Annotated in this window: 10 protein-coding genes, 1 tRNA gene and 1 pseudogene; 3 read left to right on the top strand and 9 right to left on the bottom strand. The window is 63.4% G+C overall.

Annotated features, from left to right (window positions below; translation table 11 throughout):
• Positions 1-31 precede the first annotated feature (31 nt).
• Positions 32-1,324, top strand: a complete 1,293-nt coding sequence (locus G6N15_RS03320; protein ID WP_083089853.1) for an ArsB/NhaD family transporter — start codon at positions 32-34, stop codon at positions 1,322-1,324.
• 16 nt (positions 1,325-1,340) lie between these two features.
• Here the strand turns inward: G6N15_RS03320 and G6N15_RS03315 are convergent, their stop codons facing one another.
• From G6N15_RS03315 to G6N15_RS03275, 9 genes and pseudogenes are all read right to left on the bottom strand, one after another.
• Positions 1,341-2,726 (bottom strand): DUF2254 domain-containing protein, encoded by a 1,386-nt coding sequence (locus G6N15_RS03315; protein ID WP_083089854.1) that lies wholly within the window; start codon positions 2,724-2,726, stop codon positions 1,341-1,343.
• A gap of 85 nt (positions 2,727-2,811) precedes the next feature.
• On the bottom strand, positions 2,812-4,635 hold the full coding sequence (locus G6N15_RS03310) for an APC family permease (RefSeq protein WP_232070339.1): 1,824 nt from the start codon (positions 4,633-4,635) through the stop codon (positions 2,812-2,814).
• Positions 4,636-4,960: 325 nt separating this feature from the next.
• A pseudogene (locus G6N15_RS03305) lies at positions 4,961-6,886 on the bottom strand (APC family permease); the annotation flags it as partial.
• A 716-nt stretch (positions 6,887-7,602) separates the two neighbouring features.
• The gene (locus tag G6N15_RS03300) at positions 7,603-7,887 is read right to left on the bottom strand and encodes a WXG100 family type VII secretion target (RefSeq protein ID WP_163747919.1); all 285 of its coding nucleotides are present in this window, start codon (positions 7,885-7,887) and stop codon (positions 7,603-7,605) included.
• A gap of 28 nt (positions 7,888-7,915) precedes the next feature.
• Complete coding sequence (locus G6N15_RS03295) at positions 7,916-8,212, bottom strand: WXG100 family type VII secretion target (protein ID WP_083090076.1); 297 nt, start codon at positions 8,210-8,212, stop codon at positions 7,916-7,918.
• 122 nt (positions 8,213-8,334) lie between these two features.
• Entirely contained in the window at positions 8,335-9,534 is a 1,200-nt protein-coding gene (locus tag G6N15_RS03290) for a PPE family protein (RefSeq protein WP_083089786.1), read from the bottom strand.
• A gap of 73 nt (positions 9,535-9,607) precedes the next feature.
• Complete coding sequence (locus G6N15_RS03285; protein WP_083089787.1) at positions 9,608-10,462, bottom strand: PPE family protein, SVP subgroup; 855 nt, start codon at positions 10,460-10,462, stop codon at positions 9,608-9,610.
• A gap of 211 nt (positions 10,463-10,673) precedes the next feature.
• Complete coding sequence (locus G6N15_RS03280) at positions 10,674-10,823, bottom strand: hypothetical protein (RefSeq protein WP_163747917.1); 150 nt, start codon at positions 10,821-10,823, stop codon at positions 10,674-10,676.
• A gap of 632 nt (positions 10,824-11,455) precedes the next feature.
• Entirely contained in the window at positions 11,456-11,797 is a 342-nt protein-coding gene (locus G6N15_RS03275; protein WP_083089788.1) for a DUF732 domain-containing protein, read from the bottom strand.
• 103 nt (positions 11,798-11,900) lie between these two features.
• Between G6N15_RS03275 and G6N15_RS03270 the strand changes: the two genes are divergently transcribed.
• A tRNA-Leu gene (locus tag G6N15_RS03270) sits at positions 11,901-11,974 on the top strand.
• Between the two features lie 272 nt (positions 11,975-12,246).
• Entirely contained in the window at positions 12,247-12,933 is a 687-nt protein-coding gene (locus G6N15_RS03265; protein WP_083089802.1) for a sensor domain-containing protein, read from the top strand.
• Positions 12,934-13,290: the final 357 nt, after the last annotated feature.

Below are 13,290 nucleotides of genomic sequence, written 5' to 3'. Positions count from 1 at the left end.
CGGGCGAGCGTGCACAGCGGCGGGGGAGCCGATGAGCGCCATCTATGCGGCCACGATATTCGTGGTCGCGTACGCGTTGATCGCCAGCGACCGCGTGAACACGACGTTGGTGGCACTGGCCGGCGCGACGGCCATGTTCTTTTTGCCGATGATCAATTCCGATGAAGTCTTCTACTCACGCGCGACCGGGATCGACTGGGACGTCATCTTTCTGCTGTTGGGGATGATGATCATCGTCAGCGTGGTACGCCAGACCGGTGTCTTCGATTACGTGGCGATCTGGTCAGCCAAGCGCGCCAAAGGTTCCCCGCTGCGAATCATGGTATTGCTGGTGCTTGTCACTGCGTTCGGATCGGCCTTCCTGGACAACGTGACCACGGTCTTGTTGATTGCACCGGTCACGCTTTTGGTGTGCGAGCGGCTGGCGGTCAGTGCCGCGCCATTTCTCATGGTCGAGGCGTTCGCCGCCAACATCGGGGGTGCGGCGACCCTGGTCGGTGACCCGACCACGATCATCATCGGCACCGGAGCCAAGCTGAGTTTCATCTCCTTCCTCGTCCACATGGCGCCAGCCGTGGTCATTATTCTCGGCGCCCTGCTGGCGCTTTTGCCCCGCATGTTCCCCGGCGCTTTCACCGCCGACGCCGAGCGGGTCGCCGATGTCATGTCATTGGACGAGGGAGAAGCTATCCAAAACCGTCGACTGCTGATCCAGTGTGGGATTGTCCTCGTTGCGGTGTTCGCAGGCTTCGTCGCGCACAAGGAGATTCACATGGAGCCGTCGCTGGTGGCGATGACCGGTGCCGGCATCCTCATCGTGATGTCCGGTCTGACCCGTGAGTTCTACCTGTCCAGCGTCGAGTGGGAGACTCTGCTGTTCTTCGCGGGCCTGTTCATCATGGTCGGGGCTTTGGTAAAGACTGGTGTCATCAACGCGCTGGCCCATCTCGCTAGCCATGCGACCCACGGCAATGCCTGGCTCACGACGATGTTGATCCTCGGAGTGTCGTTTCTGTTCAGCGGGTTCGTCAATAACGTCCCCTATGCCGCAGCGATGACGCCGATCGTCGCGGAGTTCGCCTCGTCGATTCACGACCACACCAACCAAGGCGTGCTGTGGTGGGCCCTGCTGCTTGGCACCGTCCTCGGTGGCAACCTCACTGCCGTCGGGGCCAGCGCGAATATCGTGGTCGCCGGAATCGCCCAGCGTGCAGGCACTCCCATCTCGTTTTGGGATTTCACCCGTAAGGGGGCGATCGTGACCGGGACCTCGTTGGTACTTTCCGTCGGTTACCTATGGGTACGTTACTTCGTCTTAGGCTAAGAGTTGACCCGGAACGCTACTGAATCACCGTAATTGGCGGGTGAACGCCTTCGGGCGATGCCGGTGCAAGGGTCGGGCGCAGCAGTGCCATTGTCATCTCGTAGCGCTGCGTGACGTCATCGCGGTCCATGGGTTCGACCACCGTGGCCAGATTAGCGCGCTGGATCGCCTCGGCCTGGCGGATCAACACCGTTCTCCGGGTCCGGTCGGGGGTTTGTTCGATGACCTTGGCCAGCGCGTCGAGCTGGCGAATCATGATGGCCGGCACGCCGGCTGCGGCCTGACGGATGGTGTCGAACGTACGCTCTACCAGGCGATCGAAATCGGCTTGGTAGGCGATCACGCGAACGCGACCCTCTGCGTCACGCCGGATCCGTTGCGGGCGCCATGAAGTGGAGATCCGGCACAGGCAGTCGGCGATCCAGTCGACGCACGTCAGCGCGGTGAACGTGTCGTTGACCGCCGGCGACAGCGCACGCAACGCTATCTCGACCAACTGATCAAAGCCGAACGAAATATCCTGTGGCAGAGTGCGATAGGCGCCGGTAACGTGGCCGAGCGCAAGGCTCTTTTCGATAGATCCGGCAGCATCGGGTGGCCACACCCAGGCCATTACCTGACCTGCGACCAGGAAATGCCCCGGTCGATAAGGCAATTGAACGACAGCATTGGCCGCAGAAGCGATCTTCAGCAGTGTGTCGTGGCGGATGACCTGAAGATAGCCACTGCGCGGAGTGCGGATCGGGGCGCCTGACTCAGCTAACTGCGCCAACAATTCTTCGGCTGAGGGGCCGCGTGCCGCTCCCACACCGAACACGCCACCACGATCTTGTGCTGCGATTTCGTCGGCCAGCGTGCCGGCGATCCGCGCGATCACCACCGGAAGCTGAATCATCGAGGCGATGTGATTGAGGAAGTAGATCAACACGCCGACGTCCGCCAAGGTCAGGATCAAAGTGACGGTGATCGACAGATGCGGAACGAAATCGCCATGCGGGCCTCCGCCGACCGATACCAGGCTGATCATCGCGTAGCAAAACGACGCGACGAACGTCCCCAACACAACTTGAGTTCCCCTGTCGCGCACGAAAATACGCAACATTCTAGGCCCAAACTGCGTTGAGGCCAGGGTGAGGGCCACGATGGTAATCGAGAAAACGATGCCGACCACGGTGATGATCGCCGCGGCGACCGTGGCCAAGACCACTCGAGCCGAATCCGCCGTACCGCTCAGAACCCATGACGGCAGCGCGATTATCCCGTTGTACGCCGCACGGTCCGCCCAGAAGGTGAGGGCAAACAGCAGCAATATCGCCAGCGTCTCCGCCACCGGGACCACCCACAGGTTGGTCCGCAGTGCCTCCCGCCGCCAATCAGCCTCGAAGTAGGCCTGCCCGAGCATCAGTGCACGACCGCGCGACGCCAGCCGGTCGTGTCCGCCCGGCTAAACCCTCGAATGCGAACGTCGTTCACCGAACGATCGCGACCTAGTGTTTCTCGATGCGCAGCATGCGCGGCTCCGATTGGTCGTTGTCTGGCGCGCCCTGCTCTGCAAATATCTCCGGTGCTGCCCCCGTTAGCCGGGACTTGATGTCGTAGGGCACGATAATCGCGGTCGCACCGGGAATGCGGCTGACGGCCCGGGCCATTTTGTCGGCGGTACGGTCGTGCAGCAGCCGGCCCAGCAGCGGCGAAAATGTTCGACGCGGCAACAACACCGTCACTTTCGAGCCCGGATTGTCGTGCAGCGCCTGCATGACGAACTCTTGGGCGGCCCGGCTGAGGTGGCGATCCGGACAATCGACCAGACTAAGGCGGGTGTCGTGATCGAAGCGCTCCCAGCGCTGCCGCAACTGTGCGGCGTGATCCGTGTCCACCACGAAATGCACCGCGACCAGGTCGTCGGCCTGCAGTCCCTTTCCGTATCGCAGTGCCTCGACCTCGGCGAGGTCGACCGAGTCCACGAAGACGAAGACCCGAAGTCGGGCATGCTTGGCTATGTCGGGAGGCTCTGTGCGTGACATCTCGAGAACCGAGGCCTCCGCGCGGTACTGGCGGTTGAGGCGCATCAATGCGAACACCAGCAGGGGGAAGACGACGACTATCAGCCAGGCTCCCTGAGTGAATTTGGCGACCACGAAGACGCCGACCACCACCGTCGACATGATTCCCGCGGCCACATTGACCATGGCCTTGTGTCGCCAGCCGGGCTCACGATGTCTGAGATGGTGTTTCGTCATGCCATAGCCGGCCATCGCGAAAGCGGTGAAAACGCCAATCGCGAAAAGCGGCACCAGTTCGTGGACCGACCCGCCAGTTACCAGTAGCAGTGCCACAGCCAGTGCGGTAAGTGTGATGATGCCGTTGGAGTACACCAGACGATGACCGCGTTTTGTCAGCGGCCGCGGCAGGAAACGGTCACCGGCAACGAAACTGGCCAGCGCAGGGAAACCGCCGAAGGCGGTATTGGCACCGGTGAATAAGATGGCAGCGCTCGCCGCCTGGACGAGAAAGTACAGGGTGTTCCCGCTCGCCCCGTTACCAAAGACCGCCCGGGCAATCTCTGACAGCATTGACGGATACCCAGCGACATAGGGCGTCGCGTGGGTGATGTGGGCAAGGTAGGCGACGCCCGCCAACAACAGCCCGAGGATGCAGGCCATCGCGGTGAGGACGCGACGGGCGTTGGGACCTTGCGGCTCCCGAAAGACATTGACGGTGTTGGAAATCACCTCTATCCCCGTCAGCGACGAACCCCCGTTGGCAAATGCTCGCAGCAATACGAAAATCGTCGCACCCGCCACTAACCCACCTTCATGGACCGGCACCGCCCCCACAATATGTTGTGGGTCGTATTTCGGTAGCTCCCAGAAGATTTCGCGGATGACGCCGGTAACGATCATCAGTGTGAGCATGCCGACGAAAGAGTAAGTCGCTATGGCGAATGCCCGGCCCGACTGACGCAATCCACGCAGGTTGGCAATACAAAAGACGAGCACCGCAGCCACCATGATTTCCAGGCTGTAGGGACGGAGCGCGGGTATGGCCGACACCACCGCCACCGTCCCGGCCGCAGGCTGTATCGCGACGGTGACCACATAGTCGATCAACAGCGCAGCCGCGGCGACTTGTGCTAACCGGGGGCCGAAGTTCTCCCGCGCGACCACGTAAGAGCCGCCCGCTTGGGTATAGGCCATGACGACCTGGCGATATGAGGCGGTTACCGACGCCAGGATAAGCAGAATGACACCGGTGATCGGAAGCAACAACACAAATGCAGCCAGCCCCACATGGGGCAGCAGCGTGATCATGATCTGCTCGGGACCGTAGGCGGTCGACGAAATCGCATCCGGCGAAAGTGCCCCGAGAGCAACCGGATTCGACAGTCTCTCTGATTCGAGCTGCTCGCTGGTCAGTGGCTTACCCAGAAAAATCCGTTTACACGCATCGGAGAATGACGGCGGTAGCTCCTGCCCGCTGCCCGACGTAGTCACAACGCATCACTTCCTAGGTTCACTCGACCACACCGGGTGCAGGGTCGACCATGGACATGGGCCGGTTGCCGTTTGGGCTTATCGTTCCGGCGGTCGGCAGCATTTCCCTAGGCCGAGAATCGGCATGCGGGCCCTTGGAAACCTGCGCTATGCGCGACTTTATGTCGTAGGGCACGATTTGCGCGCTGGCACCCGGGATCCGGCTGACGACTTTGGCGATCTTGTCCGCGGTGCGGTCATGAAGCAGTCGGCCCAACAGCGGCGAATACGTTCGACGCGGCAACAGTACGGTGATCTTGGAGCCCGGATGCTCGGTGAGCGTTTGCTGGACCAGATCGTGGGCGGCCCGGTTCAGTTGACGATCCGGGCAGTCGATCACCCGCAGCGGGGTATCGCCGTCGAAGCGCTTCCAGCCCCGCTGCAATCGTTCTGCACGAGCCGCGTCCAGCACAAAGTGAACAGCCACCAGCTCGTCGGCCTGCAGCCCCTTGCCGTAGCGCAGTGCCTCGACCTCCGCAAGGTCGACGGAGTCCACCAAGACGAACACCCGATGACGTCCATGCTTGGTGAATTCCGGTGGCTTGGTGCGAGACATCTCCAGGGCGGAGGCCTCGGCACGATACTGCCGATTCAGTCGCATCAATGCGAACACCAACGCAGGGAAGACCACGACGATCAGCCAGGCTCCCTCGGTGAACTTGGCGACTGCGAAGATTCCCACCACGAGTGTCGACAAAATTCCCGCGGACAAGTTGACCACCAGCTTGTAGCGCCAGCCCGGTTCACGGTGGGTGAGATGGTGTTTCGTCATGCCGTAACCGGCCATCGCGAACGCGCTGAACACGCCCATCGCGAAAAGCGGCACCAGCGCGTTGACCGAGCCGCCGGTCGCCAGCAGCAGTGCGACCGCCAGGGTGGTGAGGGTGATGATGGCGTTGGAGAACACCAGGCGATGGCCGCGTTTCATCAGCGGCCGTGGCAGAAAGCGGTCCTCGGCAACGAAGTTGGCGAGGGCGGGAAAGCCGTTGAAGCTGGTATTGGCGCCGTTGTACAAGATGGCGGCGCTCGACGCCTGCAACAGGAAGTACAAGATGTTCCCGACCATGCCGTTGCCGAAAACTGCGCGGCCGATTTCGGAAAGCATCGACGGATAACCGGCGGCATACGGAGTCGCGTGGGTTGCGTAGCCGAGCCACGCGACACCGGCCAGCGAGAGCCCGAGAATCCAGGCCATCACGGTGAGAACTCGCCGCGCGTTCGGGCCTTCCGGCTTACGAAAGAGGTTGACAGTATTGGAGATCGCCTCGACGCCGGTCAGCGACGAGCCGCCGTTGGCGAACGCCCGCAACATCACCAGGACCGTCGCACCCATCACCAGGCCGCTGCCCTGATGGACCGGCACGGCACCGACAATGTGCTCGGGATCGTATTTCGGCAATCCCCAGAAGATCTCACGAACGATACCGATTACGATCATCAAGCCGAGCATGGCCACGAACCAATAGGTCGGCACGGCGAATGTCCGCCCGGCCTCCCGCAACCCGCGCAGGTTGGCATAGCAGAAGATGAGCACCGCGCCCACGGTGATTTCCAGGCTGTAGGGGCCCAGCACCGGTATAGCCGACGCCACTGCCACCGTGCCGGCCGCGCACTGGATCGCGACGGTCACCACGTAGTCGATCAACAGCGCTGCCGCCGCGATCTGCGCCACCCGCGGACCGAAATTCTCCCGCGCGACGATGTAGGAGCCGCCAGCTCGGGTGTAGGCCATAACGACCTGGCGATACGACGCGGCCACCAGCGCCAGGATCAACAAGATGACGCCGATGACCGGGAGCAGCAACACGAAGGCGGCCAGGCCGGCGGCCGGCAGCAGTTCCACCATGATCTGCTCCGGACCATAGGCGGTGGAGGAGATGGCATCGGGCGAAAGCGCGCCGAGTGCAACAGGGTTCGACAGTTTCTCGTGCTGGAGCGCGTCGGTGATCATCGGCTTGCCCAGAAAGGCACGCTTACATACGTCGGTGATCGAGAGCGGGATGCCCAGTCGGCCAGCCGGTGATGTCATACCCACGTTCCTTGTCCGATTGGTGCGATAGTGCAGATATTCCGAGGCATTGCAGCTTGGGTCCTCGGTTGGTGCGCTGGCAGCCGCGTGTGAGACGGCGTACGCGATGACGGTGCGCCCATCAGGGTGAGGAGCGCTCGACCCGCAGACGCGGGGGTCACGTAGGAACTTTCCGGAAGCCGCCGCCAGGCACGCCGTCGAGGCGGCGACGACAACCGGCCGAGCGCAGTGCGAAGCTCATAGTTATTCGACCAGCCTGTGGAACAGCCCGGCAACGCGAAGGCCCCACTGTAAGGGCGGCGTAGGAAACTCCCGATACGGCTTCTCCCTTCGCGCCCCGATTGCCCCGGTTTGCGACCACGCGATCAGATCGGTCGCCGACCGTACGGGGGCACTGCAACATAGCCCTCGGCGCTGAGGAGCCCCGACGGTGGATCCGGGAATGAAGTTAGGCCCGACGGTGTGCGGCCGCTTCGTAGTTAACGGGTTCTTAACGGTTTACCAACCATCTTTACGCGCGTTTCAACCCGCCTTTACGCAGGCTCGGCGACGCCGCTAATCGGTGGGCATGGCGGGATTCACCAAGTCGGGTTGCGCCCCAAGGTGATCACGCGTTCGCCGATCGCCGGCTAAGCCCACTGGCGTAGCTGCAATCGCTCGGCAACGACGATGGCCCGCACACCGCGTGGGTGTGCGGGCCACGTCTTGCCCCGTTGTCAGGCCCAGCTGGAGCCGACGGCGGTGTCGGTGCTGTTCATGTTGGCACTGGCGGTTTGCACCTTTTGGCCGTGGGCGTTGGCCTGCTCGTAGATCACCTGGAAGTTGCGGCCCAACTCGGTGATGAACTGTTGGCACGCCGTCGACCCGGCGCCACCCCAGAAGTCACCGGCGGCCAGCACGTCGCGGATGATCGCCTGGTGCTCGGCCTCCAACGCCGCAGCCTGCGCCCGAATCGTCGCACCGTGGGCGTCGACGTCACCGAATTGATAGTTGATCGTCATGTGGGTTTTCTCCTAACGGTTTTCGTTGCTAGCTGCGCAGGATGTTCTGGGACGCTTGCTCTTGCTGCTCGTAGTTGTTCGCGTCGCGGATCAGCCCGTCACGCACGCCGTGCAGCATGTTGACGATGTTGCGGAAGGCCTGGTTCATCTGGCTCATGGTGTCGTAGGAGGTGGCCTGTGCAGTACCACTCCAGCTGGCACCGGCGATGTTGACCGACGACGCCCACATCTTGCGGGCCTCGTCCTCAACGGTCTGAGCGTGCACGTCGAAACGGCCCGCCATCGCCCGCATCTGGTCCGGATCGGTCATAAAACGGGTGGGCATTTGGATGTCTCCTTATCTTGAAAGTCTTCGCTGGTTGGTGCGGGCTACGCCGCCCGGTGGACAGGGAAGGCGTGGTGATGAACGCCTGAAGTCAAGCAAGTTTCATGTTCCCCCTTTTCTCGTCATACCAAGACGGTCTTGGGCATCACGGTGGGTTTGAAGCCGTAGCGCGGCGCGCCGAAGCCGGCGCCGGCGCGGCCGGCTGAAGCCACCGAAGGCATCCCGGCTGGCATGGTCGCCACCGGCGGAGTTTCTTCAGCGGCAACAGCCCAGCCCGAGCCCTCCAACGCCGAGGCCGAACTCACCTGCGGGGTGGCCGCCGACCACGTGCCTGGCACAGACAACTTGCCGACCGCCGACGCTTGCCCCATGCCCGCCATCACCGGCGCCCCGCCGAAGCCGCCAGCACCGGCCGGCGCCGACGTGCCCGCCAGAACGGGGCTGGCCAACCCACCGGCGAGAGGAGCCTCGGCGCTCATCGCGCCAGCGGCGGCGGCAGGGGCGTTGGCGTTCCCGAGCGCGTTCTGCAGCAAAATCATGTTCGGGATGATGTTCATCACGTTCCATGCCACAACGTTGTTGGCGCTGTTGATCGAGTTCGACACGACCGGGATCCCGAAGAAGTCGTTGATCGTGCCCAGGAGTCCCGGCGGGGCCGCGGGCGCAGCCAGCGGCGAGGCAAACGATTGCACAGCGCTGGGCAAGGTCGAAACAAGCTGCGGCAGACCGGCTTGCGTGCCTGTGGCGGTCGCGGCGGTTTGGCCGACTGCGGCGGCTTGCCCCATCATTGCCCCGGGGGTGGCGATCGGCGCCGGGTCGGTCAACGGGTTCAACGTGCCGGCGCTGGCCGAGGAGGCGGCGTAACCGTACATGGCTGCGGCGTCTTGGGCCCACATCTGCATGTAGTGGGCTTCGGTCGCCATAATCGCCGGGGTGTTTTGGCCCAGGATGTTGGTGGCCACCAGTGCCGCCAACTGTGCCCGGTTCGCCGCGATGAGCGGCGGGGGCACCGTCATCGCAAACGCCGTCTGATAGGCAGCCGCCGACGCCGTGGCTTGTGCCGCCGCGCGCTCAGCGGCAGCGGCGGTGGAGCTCATCCACGCCACGTATGGCTGCACCGCCGCGGCCATTGCCGCCGACGACGGGCCCATCCACTCGCTGGTCAATTCGGCGATCACCGCCTGGTAGGCGGCCGCTGTCGAGCCCAACTCGGCCGCCAGGTTGTTCCAAGCCGCCGCGGCTGCCATCATCGGTCCCGAACCGGGACCGGCGTATATCCGCGCGGAGTTGATCTCCGGGGGTAATGCTCCGAAATCAAACATTGGTATTCCGTTCCTTCAAACCGTCGTTCCGCTGGTAAATCACTGGCTTCGAGGGCATTTCGAATCCCGACCGTCAGACGACTTCCGGTTTTGGCATCACAGTCGGCTTGACGCCGTAGCGTGGCGCACCCAAGCCGGCGGCTTTGCCGGCGGTCGCCACCGACGGCATCCCGGCCGGCACTGTGGCCACCGGTGTGCTTTCCGGTGCCGCAGCAGTCCAGCCCATGCCCGCCAATCTCGCCGGCGCAGGGCTGGATACCGCGCCGGCCTCGCCGGCCCAACTGGGCGGCACGGACAGCCGGCCAACCGAGGAGGCTTGCCCCACGCCGGCCATCACCGGGGCCCCGCCGCCCGTCGGGACCGCCGGGGCCGCCTGGGCTGTGGGTTGGGCCGCGCCTGCCACGGCCGCGGTTGCGGCGCCCTCGGCCGGAACGGCGGTCGGCCCGTTATTGCTGGGCAGAAGACCACCGCCGGATAGCGCCCACAAGTCGGACGCCGCCGCACCCCAGTTCCCACTGTTGATGTTCAAGAGGCTGGCGGGGTTGTTCGACAGCAGTCCGCCATCGGTGTATGCCGGTGTCCCGATGATCGGACTTAGCAGGCTTAAAACACTGGGGGGATCGGCCGCAGCACTAGTCGCCGCCTGGTTGGCTGCCTCGGTGGTGCTGTAGGAACCGGCGCTGGCGGCAAGGGTGTTCACAAACGTCTGGTGAACCGCGGTGGCTTGGGCGCTGACCTGCTGGTACCAGGTGCCGTATGCGCTGAACTGCGTCGCTTGCAGCGCTGACACTTCGTCCGCAGCCGCGGGAACGACGCCGGTCGTCGGCGCGGCGGCCGCCGCGTTCTGGGCGGCGAGCGCGGAGCCGAGAGCCTCGAGCTTGCCCGCCGCCGCCTCCAGCGCGATGGGCAGTGTGGTCACGAAAGACATCCGTCCTCCTCAGGGAAATAGGGACCGGCCTTGGGGTGGCGCGGCCGCTGTGATCACAGGGTTGTGTCTGATAAGCGGCTTCACGTTGCGAAAGCCAGCGACTTCGCTTGCCAGGGCACTCTTAGCTGTGTCGTAAGCGCTGCGTTTCGGTGAGTGCGGTGGCCGAACTGGTTGGGCGCCTACGTCGAGCCCGCCCCGGTGGAGTCGACCGTCAGTGCGGAAACGTCATCGGCCGTCGCGGAAACGACACCGTTGCCCGGGCTGCGTCGGCCGGGTTCGGGGCGGCCAACGCGGAGCCGATGCGCTGCATAGTGCCGGCGGTTCCCCTCGACGGCGCCGGCTGTGTAGTCACCAAGGACATTGCCCCCTCCTAACGCGCAAACAATCCCGACCCCCTCGATGGGTCAGCTACTGGCGTGGTGTCGTGTTAGCGATGCCACGGCTCCACGGTTACCCGCCGGCGGCGCTCAGTGATCCGTTGTTAACGGCTTTTTAACGCAGGCGGCGGGTTTGCTGACATAATCATGACGCTCGCACGGATTCACGAACGCCTACGGGATTCCGGCCAGCGCCGCGTTCGCGGCCACTATGCGCGCTGTTAACGACCCCGGCGTCTGCTAAGGCCCTGCTGCGTTCCGGTGCGGCACCCACGGGCAGGCCTGTTGCAACTCAAGTGAGGGTTCCTTAACTGCTGCTTAACGCTCAGGGTCCGGTTCGGGGACTGAGGCTGGTCGAGTGCAGCGCCTTTGCCCGATTCCCGAGACAGCTCAACCTGCGATCTCCAGAAGGCCATCACCAGCAATCTTCCCAGTCGACGACGAGTGGTCGACAATGACGTTGATCACTCCCACAGACCTGCCCGCCGCCGCGCTAGCGCGAGTCCAGCGCGGCACCCGCGGCTGAGCCAGCTGCCTGGCTGGAGAGTCGATGCTTACCTCAGCGGTGGTGGTCGACGCGAGTTGGGCGGCGCCGCAACGCTTCCGGCGGATTGCGTTACGGGTGAGTTCCTGTGGTGGGTTGGGCAGCGACATTCAGGTCGGGGCAGTAGTGTGCGACGGCGTCGGCCACGAAATAGCTGGCGCCCTGGGCAGTCAGCTTCGGGTTTTCCGACTGGATGCGGTTGACCAGTTCGCCCGCTGGGAGTCCGGTATGGAGTGCCGCGCATACTTGCTTGGCGTAGTTGATGATCCGCGTCGGGTCCGTGTAGGTGACATGGTCCTGATCAAGCGCCGCCAGGAACGAACTGTCGGTCTGGTCGGCGTAGGCCACGCCGGCGCCAAGCCATGTAATCGTCCCTACGGCAGCGATGCACAGCCCGCCGGCTGCTCGATTCATGGCGAGATGTTACTGCGTTGACCGGTTGTCTTCGACTTGGAGCAGCAGCAACGAGTGGTCGCGCTCCAGGAAAGCCCAACACATATACGCTCTCAACTGCGATGCCCCCATAGCCCAATTGGCAGAGGCAGCGGACTTAAAATCCGTCCAGTCTGGGTTCGAGTCCCAGTGGGGGCACATCTGGTGACCAGGCCGACGACCGGGTGCACGCCAAGCACCCTGGCGGATCCGAACTTTCAGCCCGCCCGCGGGCTGTCGCCAAGTTGATTCCGCAAACTGTCCGGCATCTGATCGAAATCGCATGTTGCCGCAAGGAACTAGCGAATTACCGGCATTATCCGTCCGCGGTGACGGTACGCTCATTAACACGCAAATTCTGACCAGCAAGGCTGTTGGGCTAATGCGCCGCGCTGATCGGTTGAGTTACGGCGGGGATGCGGGATGAACACATGCGCTATCTGAAGGCCGCACGCGCCGTCGCGGCCATCTGCCTTCTCACCACCGCATGTGGCGGCGGCAGCGATCACGCCGCCGTCAAGTCGACTACGACCAAAACGAAGCCACCGCCTCCTATTACAGAGGCGGGGCTGAAGGGGTTGCTGCTAACCCCTGAAGACGTGAGCGCCGTCATGGGGGCAGGCGAGCTGAAGGTGACGAGATATCGCACCGAGATGTCTGACGACAGCGCCACGATGGAGCCCAAGGAATGCCTGGCCGTCGACGGTGCGGCGCAGGAAAAGGTCTATGCCGGCATCAAATACACCGCTGAGCGCGATGAGACGCTCCAAGAGGGCGATAACTTCACCCACTTTGTCGAGCAGGCGGTAGTGCTGTTTCCCTCCGCCAAGCAGGCCAGCGCCTTTGTCGCCGCCTCGGGCCTCCAGTGGTCAGCGTGTCACCAGTACACCCATACCCAGAGCCACACCGTGTGGGACGTGGGACCGGTATCCAACACCAACGGCATGTTGAGCACCACCGCGACCCAAGAGAACGCCAATGTCGGCGGATGGGGCTGTGGACGGGCGCTGACCTCCCGGAACAACGTGGTCATCGACATCAATACATGCGCGGCCGATCCGAAGAACTCAGCTGTCGAGATCGCCAGCCGGATCGCGGCCAAAGTCCCGAACCAATAAAGCCGTCACCGCAGCCGGCGGCCCCGGGGCGGTCGAAGCCTTCCTGCGCGCGGCATAGACGCCGCCAGTCCAGCGCGCGCGGTATCCATGTGACCTTCGACTCTTTTCAATACCGATGCTGAAAAATTCTTAATTTTTCACACCGTCGCGCCGGCCGCCGGTCAGATTAGCGAGCAACATCCAAAGGCCTGCAAAACTACATTCCTATGTTCGCTCTACGGCGAGCGACTGAGAAGCGGCGATCGACGTCTAAGCGTATCCTGAGATTTTCTCCCCTGACCCTGGGGTAGGCGTCGAAATGCTTGCGTCTTGTGGCAAATTCGGCCGCTAGACTCGGCCGGAAGCGGCGCTGCCTGA

This window comes from Mycobacterium noviomagense (assembly GCF_010731635.1).
GTDB classification, from domain to species: domain Bacteria; phylum Actinomycetota; class Actinomycetes; order Mycobacteriales; family Mycobacteriaceae; genus Mycobacterium; species Mycobacterium noviomagense.
This window is presented reverse-complemented; position numbering and strand designations above follow the sequence as displayed.